The 15712-nt window shown below is 74.5% G+C and carries 12 protein-coding genes; 4 read left to right on the plus strand and 8 right to left on the minus strand.

Going from position 1 to position 15712, the window contains the following annotated elements:
* Positions 1-88: 88 nt before the first annotated feature.
* The 3 genes from IF55_RS01945 to IF55_RS01955 all read right to left on the minus strand — a co-directional run bounded on the left by IF55_RS01945 (position 89) and on the right by IF55_RS01955 (position 3189).
* Positions 89-430, minus strand: a complete 342-nt coding sequence (locus tag IF55_RS01945; RefSeq protein WP_030881786.1) for a hypothetical protein — start codon at positions 428-430, stop codon at positions 89-91.
* A complete protein-coding gene (locus IF55_RS01950) occupies positions 417-2117 on the minus strand; it encodes an amidohydrolase (RefSeq protein WP_030881788.1) in 1701 nt (566 codons plus the stop codon). The genes IF55_RS01945 and IF55_RS01950 overlap by 14 nt, the downstream gene beginning before the upstream one ends.
* A 127-nt stretch (positions 2118-2244) precedes the next feature.
* Positions 2245-3189, minus strand: a complete 945-nt coding sequence (locus IF55_RS01955; RefSeq protein WP_030881793.1) for a TIGR03619 family F420-dependent LLM class oxidoreductase — start codon at positions 3187-3189, stop codon at positions 2245-2247.
* Between the two features lie 693 nt (positions 3190-3882).
* On the opposite strand from IF55_RS01955, the gene IF55_RS01960 reads away from it, so the two are divergent.
* Positions 3883-5244: a B12-binding domain-containing radical SAM protein gene (locus IF55_RS01960; RefSeq protein WP_030881795.1), complete on the plus strand. Its 1362-nt coding sequence runs from the start codon at positions 3883-3885 to the stop codon at positions 5242-5244.
* A 47-nt stretch (positions 5245-5291) separates the two neighbouring features.
* Here the strand turns inward: IF55_RS01960 and IF55_RS01965 are convergent, their stop codons facing one another.
* Positions 5292-6185: a LysR family transcriptional regulator gene (locus IF55_RS01965; protein WP_030881797.1), complete on the minus strand. Its 894-nt coding sequence runs from the start codon at positions 6183-6185 to the stop codon at positions 5292-5294.
* Positions 6186-6258: 73 nt separating this feature from the next.
* On the opposite strand from IF55_RS01965, the gene IF55_RS01970 reads away from it, so the two are divergent.
* Entirely contained in the window at positions 6259-7230 is a 972-nt protein-coding gene (locus tag IF55_RS01970; RefSeq protein WP_048831413.1) for a DMT family transporter, read from the plus strand.
* Between the two features lie 29 nt (positions 7231-7259).
* Here IF55_RS01970 and IF55_RS01975 read toward each other — a convergent pair whose 3' ends face one another.
* The gene (locus tag IF55_RS01975) at positions 7260-8228 is read right to left on the minus strand and encodes a LysR family transcriptional regulator (protein WP_078643401.1); all 969 of its coding nucleotides are present in this window, start codon (positions 8226-8228) and stop codon (positions 7260-7262) included.
* Positions 8229-8347: 119 nt separating this feature from the next.
* Between IF55_RS01975 and IF55_RS01980 the strand changes: the two genes are divergently transcribed.
* Positions 8348-9508: an iron-containing alcohol dehydrogenase gene (locus tag IF55_RS01980; protein WP_030881805.1), complete on the plus strand. Its 1161-nt coding sequence runs from the start codon at positions 8348-8350 to the stop codon at positions 9506-9508.
* Between the two features lie 148 nt (positions 9509-9656).
* Here IF55_RS01980 and IF55_RS01985 read toward each other — a convergent pair whose 3' ends face one another.
* From IF55_RS01985 to IF55_RS01995, 3 genes are all read right to left on the minus strand, one after another.
* On the minus strand, positions 9657-11102 hold the full coding sequence (locus IF55_RS01985; protein ID WP_030881808.1) for a CoA transferase: 1446 nt from the start codon (positions 11100-11102) through the stop codon (positions 9657-9659).
* A gap of 485 nt (positions 11103-11587) precedes the next feature.
* The gene (locus tag IF55_RS01990) at positions 11588-12619 is read right to left on the minus strand and encodes an MDR family oxidoreductase (RefSeq protein WP_048831414.1); all 1032 of its coding nucleotides are present in this window, start codon (positions 12617-12619) and stop codon (positions 11588-11590) included.
* A gap of 701 nt (positions 12620-13320) precedes the next feature.
* Entirely contained in the window at positions 13321-14172 is an 852-nt protein-coding gene (locus IF55_RS01995) for a LysR family transcriptional regulator (RefSeq protein WP_030881814.1), read from the minus strand.
* Positions 14173-14355: 183 nt separating this feature from the next.
* On the opposite strand from IF55_RS01995, the gene IF55_RS02000 reads away from it, so the two are divergent.
* Entirely contained in the window at positions 14356-15546 is a 1191-nt protein-coding gene (locus IF55_RS02000) for a YbfB/YjiJ family MFS transporter (RefSeq protein WP_030881818.1), read from the plus strand.
* The last annotated feature ends 166 nt before the right edge of the window (positions 15547-15712 follow it).

Here is a 15712-nt window from a genome sequence, read left to right on the forward strand (position 1 = left end):
GGGGCGAACCCCTCTCAGGTCCGAGGAGGTGTCGGCCGACGGCGCCGCCTGTCGCGGTCGCCGGGGGCCGGTGGGTCCGGTGCGGCGGTCAGTCGATCTCGCCGCGGGCCGCTTCGACGAAATACAGCGCGATGACGCCGGCGGAGACGTGCGCGCCGATGGCGAGGAAGTACCAGAAGGACAGCCAGACGCCGCTCTGGAACGCGGGGTCGCCCGCGGCCCAGTACACCGGCGGCGCCAGCGCCACCACGCCGTCGAGCGCGAACCAGGAGCCGAAGACGGCCCACTTGCGGCGCGGGGAGAGCGCGAGGGCCCAGCGGGCGAACCGCCGGGAGAGCGGCCCCTTTGGGAACGGGCCCTCTTGGAACGGCTGCGGCGTCCTGCCGGCGGGGACCGTGCCGCCGCCGGGCGTCATGTCACCGGGCGTCATGGACGATCTCCCCGTCGAAGACCGTCATCGCCACCGGCATCGTCGCGATCTCGTGCGGGTCCGCGTGCGCGAGATCGCCGTCCACCACGCAGATGTCGGCGACCTTCCCCCGCTCCAGCGAACCCTTCCAGCTCTCCGCGAAGTCCTGCCACGCGGCGTTCGAGGTGTACGCGCGGATCGCGGTCTCCAGGTCGACGCACTGCTCGGGGCCGCTCGGCCGGCCGCTCGCCTTCGACTCCCGCAGCATCATCGACGCCACGCCCCGGCGCCAGTCGGGGTAGGTGATGGGCGCGTCCGAGCTGGCGGTCACGGGGATGCCGGCCTCCGAGGCGCTGCGCACGGGCCACTGGTAGGCGGACCGCTCGGGGCCCACGATCCCGTCCATCAGGTCGGCGATGGCGTCCTTGACCCCGGGGTTCATGTTGATGCCCCAGCCGTGCCGGGCGAGCGTGGCCAGGGAGCGGGGGGAGGCGAAGTCGCCGTGGATGACGTAGTGGCGCGCGTCGGGGCGCGGGGCGTCGGTCTGCGCCGCCTCGAAGGCGTCGACGACCGCGTCGATGCCGTGGTCCCCGGTGATGTGCACGCCGAGCTGGTGGCCGGCCCTGTGGGCGTACCGCACGATGGCGTCCAGCTCCTCGACGCGCTGCGTGTGGGTGTGGCCGTGCAGGCAGAGGCTGCCGTACCCGCCGCCCACGTACTCCTCGTGCATCCAGGCGGTGCGGCTGGGCGGGATGCCGTCGGCGAACAGCTTGACGCCGAGTACGCGCAGCCGCCGCGGATCGGCCTCGGCGCAGATCTCTTCGAGCCGGTGCATCCGCTCGTGCAGGTGGCGGGCCGCGCCGCCCATCTCCAGGGGAAGCAGCAGCACGTTGACGCGGGCCCGGAGTTCGCCGGCCGCCTCCAGGCGCGCGTACATCTTGAGCGTCCCGGTGTCCGCGACCCCGAGGAAGAGCGAGGTGCCGCCGGGGCCGAGCCCCGGCTCGGTGAAGCTGGTGATGCCCTCGGCGTGGCAGACCGCGATGGCGGCCCGGATGGCGGACTCCCGCGCGGCGTCGTCCATCAGCGGCACCACGGCGTTCACCAGGTCCTGCGCGCCCTCGCGCAGGATGCCGGTGGGGCGGCCGTCGGCGTCGGTCTCGATGATGCCGCCGGGCGGCGGCTCGGTGGCGCCGGTGATGCCGGCGGCCTCCAGGGCACGGGAGTTGAGCCAGGAGGTGTGCCCGGAGAACTCGTACAGGAGCACCGGGTGGTCCCGGGAGACCTCGTCGAGGTCCTGGCGGCGGGGGGTGCGGCCGGGTTCGGCCAGGCACTCCTTGAGGTAGCCGACGTCCCAGCCGTTGCCGAATATCCAGTCGCCGGGCGGGGATTCGGCGGCCTTGCGACGTACGGCCTCGCGGATGTCGGCGATCGAGGAGACGGCGGGCGAGGCCACGTCGAGGGCGAGCGGCGGCCGGGTGGCGCCGAAGGCGGCGGCGTGCAGATGCGAGTCGTTGATCCCGGGGAGCGCGGTGCGTCCTTCGAGGTCGATGACCTCGGTGCCGGGCCCGATGAGCGCGCGGATCTCGCTGTCGCTCCCGGTCGCCGCGATCAGACCGTCGCGCACGGCGACGGCCCGCGTGGCGCGGAAGGCGGCGTCGACGGTCAGCACCGTGCCATTGACCAGCACGAGGTCGGCAGCTTGGGGCATGGATGACCTCCCTCCAGTTCGTTTGGGCCCAAACATATGCCCGGTGGCTGACCCCGACGCAAGGGTTCTGCGCGAATTCCCGGGCCCTCGGCGGGCGCGGCCCGCCGCGCCATCACCCGGTGAACCGTCACCCGGTGAGCCGCTCCACCCGGCGCATCACCTCGCGGCAGAATCCCCCGACCCCGTCCGGATCGTCCGTGAACTGCGACGGCTTGATGCAGAACGTCGTGAAACCCTGCTCCATCTGCTCCGGGACGGCCTCCAGCGCCCGTTCGAGACTGGCCACCGAGGCCGCGTCGGGGAAGACGGCGCGCGTGCCGCCGATCATCTCCAGATCGGCCATGTCGCGCCCGGCCTCCGCCATCGCCGCGCGCAGCTTCTCCAGTTCGCCGGGCGCGGGCCGCCCCAGCGGGTTGAAGCCGTGTCCGTACGTCACCAGCCGCCGCACCACCGCGGCGTGCAGCGTCGAGCCGCCGAACCACAGCTCGGGGCCGCCCGGCCGGTACGGCTTCGGCTCCAGCCAGACGTCGTGGAAGCGGTAGTGCTCGCCCTCGAACGAGGCGGGGCCGGGCTCCCAGAGCCGCTGCCAGGCGGCGAGGTGCTCGTCGAGGAGCCGGCCGCGCCGGGCGAAGGGCACCTGGAGCGCGGCGTACTCGTCCTCGCTCCAGCTCACCGTGGGCAGGACGACGAGCCGGCCCTTGCTGAGCAGGTCCAGCGTGGCCAACTCCTTGGCCAGCAGCAGCGGATGGCGCAGCGGCGCCAGTACGGCCGCGGCGGCGAGCCGGACGCGCTCGGTCACGGCGGCCATGGCGGCGAGCAGGACGACGGAGCTGGGCCATGGCGTGTCCGGGGTCTGATTCCCCGGCAGGGCGTACTCGCGCGGATTGGGCATCGGGCCGTTCGCGCCCGCGTCCGGGCCGAGCACGATGTGCTCGCTGAGCATGACCGAGTCGAACCCGGCGTCCTCCGCCTCGCGCGCCCAGCGCACCAGGGCGTCCGTATTGCAACGGCCGCCGGTCATGGTCCAGTTCTCGGTCAGTACGAGCGTCATGCGGGGGTGGGGCTTGGTCATCCGGGCTCCCGGCTGCGGTCGAGGCTATTGTTTGGCCTCAAACGGTAGGGCGGCGCGGCGTCCCGCTCAAGAGCCGCGCCGCATCCGGTCGTGCGCGGCCGCGCACGGTCGGCGATCCGCGGCGGGCGGCTCGGCGCGGGTCGCCGCTTTCCCCCTTTGTGCTCCGCCCCGTGCCCCTCGTGCGCCTTTTCCGCGCCTTCTCGCGCCCTCCGGTGAAACCGTGCCCGGCCTGTCCGGACCGTTGGCCGAAAGTCGCTTGTGCTGATCCATTGGTGCTGCCTTAATTGAATTGAAGCCGCGTCGGCGAATATCCCTGACTGATATATACGTTCGATCGAGGAACGCGAATGAGCACCGCCAGTGGGGAAACTGGCGAGAAATTCCGGCAAGGAACACCCGTAAGGAATGCCTTCGGCGCCCCGCTCCTTTCGTCGCCGGTCGGACGACGGCCGCTCGTATTTCACCTCCCCGGCCGTCGGCACCCCGGTGACCGGGGCGGATTCCATCGGAGAACGGGGCGCGCCGACCGCCCGCGAAGCCCCCTCGGCGGCCGTAATGCGAAAGGCGTGTGCCGACCGCCGCCGGCCGGTCGCGCCCCGCCGGAACCGCCGTCGGCCGACCGCGCGCCGCCGGATTCGGCGCCGGCGCGCCGGACCGCCGCCGACCGACCGAGACAGCAAGGAATGGATGGCCATGCCCGCTCTGCGCGTCCTCGTGATCTGGCCGCCCCAGGTCCTCAGCTATTTCAACGCCGGCCATCACCACCTCATCTACAGCGTCGCCGACTATCTGCGCCGGCAGCCCGAGGTCGACCAGGTGGACACCATCGACGCCTCCGTGGAATCCCGGACGTGGAAGGAGATCGGCGACCGCCTGCACCAGGGCGGCTACGACGTGGTGGCGGTCACCAACGATCTGGACGGCGTGGACGGGCTGACCCGCTTCCTCGCCTACACCCGCCAACTCGCCCCGCAGGCAAGGGTGGTGACCTTCGGGCGGCTCAGCGGGATGCTGCCGCGCCTGTTCGCCCGCTTCGACCTGGACGCGATCGTCGCGTCGGGCGACTACGAGCCGGGGGTGGCGGCGTTCGTGCGCGCCGTGGGCGAAGGGCCGCTGACGGCCGGCGCGCTGCCCGGCCTCTGGCTGCGCACGGACGGCGGCTGGCGCGAACCCACCGCGCCCGGCGGCGTCCTGCTGGCCCACGACTGGGTGATGCCCGACGTGACGGAGATCCCCTACCACGCCTACGACTGGCTGTACCGGGACGACCAGAACAAGTTCCACGGCATCCCCGGCCGCCGGGAACTGGTGGTCCCGGTCGCCCGCGGCTGCCCCATCGGCTGCGCGTACTGCGAGGTCCCCGCCGTCTTCGGCAAGCCGGAGCGGCGGGCCTCGGTGGAACAGACGGTGCGGTACATCGAGGAGTCCTTCGCCGGCCTGCCGTTCGAGTACGTCTCCTTCTACGCGCCGACATTCACCCTCAACCGGGCCTGGACGACCCGGCTGTGCGACCAACTGGTGCGGCGCGGCGCCCGCTACCCCTGGATGTGCGCGACCACGGTGCACCACCTCGACGCGGAACTGGTCGCCCTCATGGGGCGCAGCGGGTGCGTACGCATCAGCGTCGGGGTGGAGACCCTGGCGGCGTCCGGGCACGCCGCCCTGCCGTGGCCGAAGCGGAAGGGCGAGGACGCCGTCGGCGCGCTCGCCGCCTGGTGCGAGCGCGCGGGCATCGAGCTGAACTGCTGCGTCATCGTCGGCCTGCCGGGCACCACCGTCGCCGACGCGGAGGCGGCCGTCGCCCGCGTCCGGGCCCTCGGCGGGCGCGTCCGGCCCACGATATACAGCCCGCACGAACGGCTCGACCCGATGGCGTCCGTGGACGCCCTCGCCCTGCACAACCGGCAGATCCTGCCCGACGGCGCGTTCCCCGAGCCGGTCGAGCGCCGGCGCGCCTACGACATCGTCTTCGGCCGCGAGAAGCACCCGAGCCGCGTCGGCGAGCGGGTCGGGAAGTGGCGTGCCGGGCCCGCGTCACCCGAAAGCCGCCCCTGACGGCGCGTACTCCCCGATGCCCGCGGCGGTCTCCTCGGCGGCCCCGGCTACTCGCGGGGGACGCCCTCCAGGGCGGCGACGCACGCGCGTACGGGCGGGGTCTCCGCGTTCGTGCACCAGGCCGCCTTGATCTCCCGGCGCAGGGCGGGCCGCAGCCGGGCGAAGCACACGCCGGACGGGGCCAGACCGCGGGACATGGCGGGGATGAGGGCGGCGGCGAGGTTCTTCTCGACCAGGGCGAGCTGGGTGATGTGCTCGGCGAGGACGTAGCGCACGTCGGGTTCGACGCCGCGGGCGCGGAGCGCCTGCACCAGGGCCTCGTGCGGCTCGGTGCCGGGCGGGCAGCTCGTCCAGGCCGTGCCGCTCAGCTCGGTGACATCGACCGTCTCGCGGCCGCTCAGCGGGTGCCGGGTGGACAGCGCCACCCACACGTCCTCGCCGACGAGTGTCCGCAGCGTGATGCCCGCCGGCACGAACATGGGCCGGTTGGCCCAGCTCTCGATGAGCAGCAGGTCGAGCCGGCCGTCGAGCAGCCGCGGCACGAGATCGACGGCCTCCCCGTCGTGCACCGTGGGGCGCAGCCGCGGGTGCGCGGCGGTCAGCGAGTCCAGGGCCTGGGGGAGCAGGGTCCGCACCGCGCTGCCCACCCCGCCGATCCGCAGCGGGCCCAGCACCTCGTCGTGCAGGTCGTGCAGATCGGTCTCGGCCGCCGCGAGCTGGGCGAGGACCCGGTCGGCGTGCGCGGCGAGCACGCGGCCGGCATGGGTGATCCGGACGCTGCGGCCCTGCGGTTCGAGGAGCGCGTGGCCCGCCTCGCGCTCCAGCTTGGCCAGTTGCTGGGACAGCCCCGAGGGCGTGATGTGCAGGGCCGCCGCGGCGCGGGCGATCGAGCCGTGGGCGGCGACGGCGGCCAGGGCGCGGAGTCGGTCGACACTGAACACATCACGAATGCTACCGACTCAGAGCTAGAACCTGTTGCTTTTCCTTCCTCGTCGGGGCGGGCACAGTGATCGCATGACGGAGAAGAGCAGCCCGGCCGCCATAGGTACGCCCCCCGCGTCGCGTACGGCGCCCGGCGAACACCCTGGCGGCCCCGGGGGCCGCGGCAACCCGACGGGCAGCCCGGCGCTGATGGCCATCATGGGCTCGGCCTGCATCTCCGCCTCGGCCGTGTTCATGAAGCTGTCCGGCACGAACGCGGGCACCGCCGCGTTCCTGCGCTGCGCGCTCGCGCTCCTGGTCCTCGCGCCGCTCACCTGGCGGGAGATGCGCCGGCTCGGGCCGCGGCCGCGCCGCCACCAGCTCATGGACCTCGGCGCCGGGGTGCTCCTCGGCGTCGACATGGTGTTCTGGGCGGCGAGCGTCGTACACGTCGGGGCCGCCGTCTCCACCGTGCTGCTCAACATCCAGGTCGTCTTCTTCCCCCTCCTCGCCCGCGTGCTGACGGGCACCCCGCTGACGCGCGGATTCCTGCTCCTCGCCCCGCTGATGCTGCTCGGCGTCGCGCTCGCCGGCGGCGCGATCGGCCAGGCGCGCACGGGAAGCGACCCCCTCGCCGGCGTCCTGTACGGCATCGCGGCCGGCCTCGCCTACGCCGGATACCTGCTGCTGATGCGCATGGGCGGCGGACAGCGGCACACCATCGCGCCCGTGGGCCTCTCCACGGCCGCCGCCGCGGCGACCGCCGCCGTCCTGGGCGGCCTGTGGACCGGCATCGACCTCGACCCCGGCTGGCCCGCCTGGGGCTGGCTCATCACCCTCGCCCTCGTCGGCCAGGTGCTCGCCTGGCTCCTCATCACCTCCGCCCTCCCGAGACTGCCCCCCAACGTCGGCGCCGCGCTCCTCCTCCTGCAACCCGTCATGGCCTTCGGCCTCGGCACCCTCATCGGCGAACGCCCCACCCCCACCCAGGCGGCCGGCTGCGCCCTGGTCATCGCCGCCGTCTGGTACAACAGCCGCCCCACCGGACCCCGCGCCGACCCCTGAACGTGCCGCGGCCGCTCGGGCCCGCCGGTCTATCGCGGCAGCAGTTCGGCCGCGCGGTCGGCGGCCTCCGCGCGCAGGGCGGCGCGGACGGCTCGTACGGCCGGGTGGGAGACGGCTTCGCGGCGGACGGCCAGGGTGATCGGCAGACGGATGTCGACCTCGTGGGGCAGGAGCCGGCGCAGCCCCGAGCGGTGGGTGAGGAAGGCGGGGAGCACGCCGATGCCGGCGCCGAGGCGGGTGGCCTCCAGTTGGGCGAAGACGTTCGTGGAGGAGAACGCGGGGGTGATGCCCGGCAGGTGGCGCTCGATGTCGAGGTCGCCGACCTGGAGCATCGACTCGATGTAGAAGATCAGCGGGTGGTCCCGCAGCTCGGCGGCCGACGCGGGGCAGCCGTACCGCTCCACGTACCCGTCGCTCGCGTACAGCCCCAGCGCGTAGTCGGTGAGGTGCTCCGTCACCAGGCGGTTGCCCGCCGGCCGGCCGATGGCCAGCGCGAGGTCGAAACCCGCCGGATGCAGGGCCAACTGGCGGGTCGCCGTGATCAGTTCGACCTGGAGGTCGGGATGGTCGCGGCGGATACGGGCCAGGGCCGGGGTGGCGACGACGGTGCCGAACGCGTCGGGGGCGCTGACCCGCACCGTGCCGTGCAGCGAGGGCGAGTCCTGCCCGGACGCCGCCTCGGCGACGCGGGCGAGCGCGTCCTCGATCGCGCGGGCGCTCTCCGAGACGGCCTTCCCGGCGTCGGTGAGCACCCACCCCTCGGCGCCCCGCTCCATCAGCCGCAGCCCGAGACTCTTCTCCAGCGCGGCGATGCGCCGGGAGACCGTGGTGTGGTCCACGCCCAGCGCGTCGGCGGCGGCCACCAGGCGGCCCGTACGCGTGACCGCGAGCAGACAGCGCAGGTCGTCGGCGCGGATACGGCGGGGATCGACCGTGCCACGGCCGGCCCGCCGGGGCGGGGGCGGGCTCGTGTCGGCCGGGCGGGAACGAGAGGGCATGAGCCGACCGTATCTGCAGAACCGCACATCGCGTCTGCGTTTTTGGTGCTTGAGCGCACATCGCCGGGCGCGGCACAGTCGAACGGCCGAGATCACCCCCTCCGCCTGAGAGGTCCGCCATGAGCGTCACCCTGTCCCTGCCCCGGATCCTGCGCGTCGGCCGCGGCGCCGCCGACGAGTTGGGCGAGGTCATCACGGGACTGGGGCTCAGCCGCCCGCTCCTGGTGACCGACGCGTTCCTCGCCGGCACCGGCGCCGCCGAGCGGCTCGCCGAGACGCTGCGGGGCGCGGGAGCGCACCCGCGGATCTTCTCCGGCACCGTGCCCGACCCGACCACCGACTCCCTCGCCCCCGGCATCCAGGCGCTGCACGAGCACACGGCGGACTCGGTCATCGGGTTCGGCGGCGGCAGCCCGATGGACACCGCCAAGGCCCTCGCCCTGCTCGGCGTGCAGGGCGGCCACATGCGCGACTACAAGGCCCCCCGCGTCAACCTCGGCCCCGCGCTGCCCGTGATCGCCGTGCCCACCACCGCCGGCAGCGGCTCCGAGGCCACCCAGTTCACCATCGTCACGGACAGCGCGTCGGACGAGAAGATGCTCTGCTCCGGCCCGGCGTTCCTGCCGCTCGCCGCCGTCGTCGACGTGGAACTGACCATGTCGATGCCGCCCCGGCTCACCGCCGACACCGGCGTCGACGCCCTCACCCACGCCGTCGAGGCATACGTGAGCCGCAAGGCCAACCCGTTCGCCGACAGCCTCGCCCTCACCGCGATCACCACCATCGGCCGCCACCTGCGCCGCGCCTACGCCGACGGCGGCGACGGACCGGCCCGCGAGGCGATGATGCTCGCCGCCACCCAGGCCGGCATCGCCTTCTCCAACTCCAGCGTGGCGCTCGTACACGGCATGAGCCGCCCCATCGGCGCGCACTTCCACGTCGCCCACGGCCTCTCGAACGCCATGCTCTTCCCCGCCGTGACCGCCTTCTCCGTCCCCGCCGCCCCCGCCCGGTACGCCGACTGCGCCCGCGCGCTCGGCGCCGCGACCGCCGAGGACGACGACGCCCGCGCCGCGGACCGGCTCGTCCAGGCGCTCCGCGACCTCTGTACGGACCTGGAGGTCCCCACCCCCGCGGCCCACGGCATCGACAAGGACGCGTGGACCCGGCTGACGCCGCTCATGGCCGAGCAGGCCCTCGCCTCCGGTTCCCCCGCCAACAACCCGAGGGTCCCCACGGCGGAGGAGATCGAGAGCCTCTACGCGCGGATATACGCCTGAGGCCCGCACCCGGTGTACGCCCAAGGCCCCGATATACGCCTGAGGCCCGCCACTGGCACACGCCCGAGCCGTCCCGATCGTGCCTGCGGCCTCGATATACGCCTGAGCCGCCCCGACCGGGGCGGCTCAGGCACAACGGCAGCCGGGCTCAGCGCGGCAGCCACTCCGGGCGCGAGCTGCCCAGCCGCGGCGTCGTCCCCGCCCAGCGGGGCGCCGTCTCCGACATCCGGATGACGGGCCCGAGGCTCTTCAGGTCGCCGTAGGCGGTGCCGTCGTCGGCCACCGCGTACCGCTCGAACTCGGCGGCCTCCAGCCTGCCCGGCGCGTCCTCGAAGCCGTCGGTCAGCCCCTGTCGCTGGAGGAGCATCGCGGACTGGCTCAGGGAGACGCTGACGCGGTACGTACCGCCCTCGCGGGCGCGGCGGGCGAGGGCGAGCATCGCGCCGTAGCCGCCGAGGAAGCCCGTGAGGAAGTCGCAGAGGAAGACCGGCGTGAGCCGCGGCCGCCCCGCCCCCGTCGCCCGCCCCTGGACGTCGCAGACGCCCGTCACGGCCTGCGCCACCTGGTCCCAGCCGGCGCGTCCGCCGAACGGGCCGCCTGAGCCGAAGCAGTTGACGCTGACGTACACCATGCCCGGCCGTACGGCGGCGAGGTCGGCGGGGCCGAAGCCGTGCGCCTCCAGCCGGTGCGGCCGGTACCCCTCGATGAACACGTCCGCGTCGGCGGCGAGTTCCCGCAGCCGCGCGGCCTCGTCGGGACGGGTGAAGTCCAGGTAGGTGCTGCGCTTGCCGTGGCTGGTGTCCCGGACGAACGGCTCCACCTGCGGAAGGTGCGGCGCGGTGACCATGAGCACGTCGGCCCCGTGCTCGGCCATGCTCAGGGCGGCGGTGGGCCCCGCGAGGATGCGGGTGAGGTCGAGGACGCGGAGGCCGGCGAGCGGCGCGTCGCCGGCGGCGGGCAGCGGCTCGGGGTCGCTGTCGCCGATCTTGGTGATCTCCACGACCGGCCGCCCGGCGAGATAGGCGCCCTGCGGGTGGTCCAGCCACTCCCGCGCGGTGCGCACGATGCCGCCGCACGCGCCGGCCGCGGCGATCGCCTCGTCCAGGTCCTCCGCCTGCCATCGGGCGACCGCGGCCTCCACCGAGGCGGGCGTGGGCTCGCAGCCCAGCACGTTCAGCACCCGCTGTTCGAGGTGCGGGAGGTTGAAGTGCGGTACGAACCAGCGGTCGTCGGCGGTCCGCCACGGCTGGGTGATCGACTCCATGTGCTCGACGTCGGGCGAGACGGGGATGGGCCGGTACGCGCCCGCCGCGTCGCGGACGAGCGTCATGTCCTCGCCGCCGAGCGCGGTGGCCGCGGCTGCCCGTACGTCGACCCCGATCCGCTGCCGGCGGCCGGTCCGCAGCTCCCACAGGTCGTTGGCGGCGACGGCGCGGGCCGCGAGGGCGTCGGCGAGGGTCCGGCCGACGCGGAACGGCGAGACGAACAGCGGGTCGTCCCCGGTCGTCGTCACCTCGCCGGGCGCCGGGGGCTCGCCGCCCCGCAGTGCCATGAGTTCGTCGAAGGCGCGCGGCCCTTCCTCTGTGGTGGCCATGGTGTTCTCCTTTGTACGGCCCCTGCCCCGCCCGTCACGCGGGGTCTTCCGTGGCCGGGGCGGCAGGGGGGTGGTGCTTGAACGGTCGGTTCCGCGCGGCCGGTTCGGTGGGCGGGCCGCCGGTTCGGTGGGCGCGCCGCCGGTTCGGTGGGCGGGCCGCCGGTTCGGTGGGTGCGCGGCCGGTTCGGTGGGCGCGCCGCCGGTTCGGTGGGCGGGCCGCCGGTTCGGTGGGTGCGCGGCCGGTTCGGTGGGCGGGCCGCTGGTTCGGTGGGTGCGCGGCCGGTTCGGTGGGCGGGCGGACGTATCAGCGGGGCGTGGGTGTCTCAGCGGGTGTGGGTGTCTCAGCGGGTACGGGTGTGTCGGGCGGGTGTGGGTGTCTCAGCGGGTACGAGCGTGTCGGCGGCTGCGGAAGTATCAGCGGGTACGGGCATCTCAGCCGGCCGGACGCCTCAGCCGGCCCGGACGCCTCAGCGGGCGCGGACGCCTCAGCGGGCGCGGACGTCGACGACGATGCGGCCGGTGCCCTGGCCGGCGAGCATGCCGGCGGCGGCGTCCTGCACGGCGGCCAGGGGGATGGTCCGGGTCACGCCGTCGAGCAGGGCCGGGTCGAGGTGGCGGGCGAGGAGCTGCCAGGCGGCCTCGCGGCGCCCGCGCGGGGTGCGCACGGAGTCGATGCCGATCAGGGCGACGCCGCGCAGGATGAACGGCAGGACGTTTCCCGGGAATTCGGCGCTCGCGGCGTTTCCGCAGGTGGTGGCCGTACCGGAGTGCCGCAGTCCGGCGAGCGCGCCCGCCAGGACCGGGCCGCCGACCGCGTCGACCACGCCCGCCCAGCGCTGCTTGGCGAGCGGCCGGCCCTTGGGGGCCAGCTCCGCGCGGTCGACGACCTGGGCGGCGCCGAGCGCGGTGAGCCGGTCGTGCAGGAGTTCCGGGCGGCCGGTCGCGGCGATCACCTCGTAGCCGGCGTGGGCCAGCAGCGCCACGGCGATCGAGCCGACGCCGCCGCCCGCCCCGGTGACCAGGACCGGCCCGTGCTCGGGGGCCAGCCCCTGCCGTTCGAGGGCGAGGAGGCCGAGCGCGGCGGTGAACCCGGCGGTGCCGACGGCCGCCGCCTGCGCCGGGGTGAAGGGCGCGGGCACGGCCACGAGGTCCCCGCCGTCGACGGTCGCGAGCTCCGCGAGCCCGCCGTGCCGGTCCTCGCCGAGGCCGGCGCCGTTCAGCGTGACCATGTCGCCCTCGCGCCAGAGCGGGTGCCTGCTGCCGACGACCTCCCCGGTGACGTCGATGCCGGGCACCAGGGGGAGGCGGCGCACCACGCCGGGGCGGCCCTGAAGAGCCAGCGCGTCCTTGTAGTTGACGCTCGAATAGTGCACGCGCAGCGTGGTGTCCCGGTCCTCCAGGATGCCGGAGTCGAGTTCTTCGAGCGTGGCGCTGTGCCCATCCGGGGATTCGCGGGTGATCCAGCCGGTGAACCCGGTGCTCGCCGTGTGTGCCGTGTTTGCCGTGTTTGCCGTCATGGGGCGGCCCTTTCGTCGCGTTTGTCGCGTCGGTCGCGGGTGCGGTGGGCGGATGGTGCGGTGGCGGGCGGCCCCGGCCTCGTACGAGATCGGCCCCGGCCTCGTACGAGACCGCTCTGGGCCGGTCCGAGTCGGGCTCGACCGGTCGGAATCGGTCGAGCCGGGTCGAGCCCGGTCCGACGCCCGGCGGCCCTCCACGTCCGGCGGCTCCACGGAGCGCGGGCCCGCCTGGCGACGGAGGCCGACACCGACACCGATGCCGATACCGATACCGGTGCCGCGCCGACCGCCTGTCGCGCCTCCGACGCTAGAGACGGGGCCGGGCCCGGGGGAAATGCCTGCCGCGACGCATCCATGCGCGGCGGACATGGCGGCTGGTGACCGGCGGCTGGCGGCTGGCGGCTGGCGGCTGGCGGCTGCGGACAGGCTGCCGGGGGCGGCCGGCGGGCACGGTCGCTCAGACGCGCTCCGCCAGGGGCGGCCGGGCGGCCGGGGCGCGCGGGCGTGCCTTGCCGGAGGCGGGCAGTCGGCAGGGCGCGCGGGCCTGCTCCGCCGGGGATGGCCAGGTGGCCCAGGTCACCCGGCCGCGTCCCACCGGGGGCGATCGGGCGGCCAGGTCACCCGGACGCGTGCCACCGGAGACGGCCGGGCGGCCCATGTCACCCGGCCGCGTTCCACCGGAGACGGCCGGGCGGCCGAGGTCACTCGGACGCGCTCCGCAAGGCGGCGTCGAGGAAGCGGCGGACCAGCGTCCGCTGCGTGTCGGGCAGATGGACCAGGCGCACCGGGCTCGGTGGCGCGCCGACGAGGGGGACGAAGCGCAGGGCCGGATGCTGCGCGCGGCGCTCCGCGACCTCCGGGACGATGCCGATGCCCCGGCCCGCGGCCACCGTCTCCAGCCACTCGTCGTAGTTCGCCGTCTCGATGACCTTCGCCGGGCGCTGCCCGTCCGGCCACGACGAGGGGCCCGTGGTGCCGCTGACGGTGTTGATGACCAGGGCCCAGTGCGGGACGTCGGCCCACGCCAGATGGGTGAAGCGGGCCAGATCGCTGTCGCGTGAGCAGACCGCGACCCGCGGCTCGTCGTACAGCCGCACCGCCCGCATCCCCGCCGGCACCTCCGCGTCCCCGCGTACGAGGGCGATGTCCACGGTGCGCTGGCGCAGCGCCTGGATCGGGTCGTCGGCGCGGCTCAGGCTCACCGAGGCGCCGGTGTCCTCCTCGAAGCGGCTGAACGTGCGCTGCGCCCAGGGGTCGGGCAGCAGCCAACTGAAGCCGAGCCGCAGGGCGCCGCGGTGCTGGACCACGGCCAGGGCGTCGTCCATGGCGGCCAGCACCCGTTCGGCGTGGTCCAGGAACCGCGCGCCGGTCTCGGTCAGCTCGACGTGCCGGGAGGACCGGTCCAGGAGCAGGACGCTCAGCCGGTTCTCCAACTGCGCGATCGTCCGGCTGAGGGCCGGCTGCGTGATGAGGAGTTCCTCGGCGGCCCGGGAGAAGGAGCGGTGGCGGGCGACGGAGGAGAAGGCCCGCAGGTGGCGCAGTTCGATGTCCATGCCCGTAGCGGCCCTCACCGGCGTCCATGCGCGTCATGCATAGAGCCAGCCTAACGGGCATTTCTCAGCCGCGTACGGGCTGCCTAGCGTCGAAGGCGGCACCCGAACGCCACTACGGGACGCCACCCCCGGCGTCCCTGCCGAACGCCCCCGCCGAACGCCATCAGGAAGGTGACCACAGCCGTGCACGCCTCACCCCCGCCCCCGCCGCGTACGACATCCCCCTGGCCGATCGTCGTCCAGGGAGCGGCGGCGCTCGCCGCGGGCATGGGGGTCGGCCGGTTCGTCTACACGCCCATCCTGCCGCTGATGCGCGATCAGGCCGGACTCTCGTCGGCGCTGGGCGCGAACCTGGCCACGGCCAACTTCATCGGCTACCTCCTCGGCGCCCTCATCGGCATCGCCGCGCCCGCGGTCGTACGGTCCGCGGCGGCCCTGCGCGGCTCGCTGCTCGTGCTGGTCGGGACGCTGGCGCTGATGCCCGCCACACACGACGGCGTCCTGTGGTTCGTCCTGCGGCTCGTGGCGGGCGCGGCCAGCGCGCTGACGTTCGTGATCGCCGTCAGCGCCATGCTCACCGGGCTACGGGCGCACGCCCACCACCTGGTCGGCTGGGCCTTCGGCGGGGTCGGCGCGGGCATCGCCCTGTCCGGCCTGCTGGTCGTCGCCGTGCAGGCGGCCTCGACCTGGGAGGCGGCCTGGCTGACCTGCGCCGCCCTCGCCGCGGTGCTCGCCGCGCTCGCCTGGCCGCTGGCCCCGCACCGGCACGCGCCCGAACACTCCGAAACGGTCCAGCGGACCGACCGGCCGCGCACCCACCGCTGGTTCATCGCCCTGCTCGCCAGCTACACCTTCGAGGGCATCGGCTACATCATCGCCGGCACCTTCCTCGTCGCGGCCATCCAGGAAGGCGTGCCGGGCCGGCTGGGCGGCGGGGCGTGGATCGTCGTCGGCCTCGCCGCCCTGCCCTCCTGCGCCCTGTGGACCCGGCTGGCCCACCGCTGGTCCCGGCCCACCCTGCTGCTGACCGCGCTGATCATCCAGGCCGTCGGCATCGCGCTGCCGGCGCTCGTCGGCGGCCCGGCGCCCGCGCTCGTCTCGGCGGTGCTCTTCGGCGCCACGTTCATGGGCATCAGCACCATCGCCCTGTCCATTGGCGCCCACCTCCAGGTGCCGCGTGCCGTGGCCCTGCTGACGGCCGGCTACAGCGCGGGCCAGATCCTCGGCCCGCTGCTCGCCGCACCACTCCTGAGCCACGGCTACAACCGGGCCCTGCTGCTCGGCAGCGTCATGGTGGCCGCAGCCGGAGCCGCGGCCGCCGCCGTCCGCATCCGCTTCCCCCACCACCTCGCCCCATCAACCCCAACCGCCTGACCCCATGCCACTTCGCGCACGTGGCCGCCCCCGATCGGCTGGTGGTCCGTCGCCCCCGCCCCTGCTACCCCCGGGTGGCGCGCTCTCGCGTCCCCGGCCGTCGCCCTGCCGTTCCGAACGGCGCGTGGCCGCGCCCCCGTCCTTCGGCCGGCCGAGGGGCCCGTGG

Origin of the sequence: Streptomyces varsoviensis (genome assembly GCF_000718635.1) — a bacterium.
Lineage (GTDB): Bacteria > Actinomycetota > Actinomycetes > Streptomycetales > Streptomycetaceae > Streptomyces > Streptomyces varsoviensis.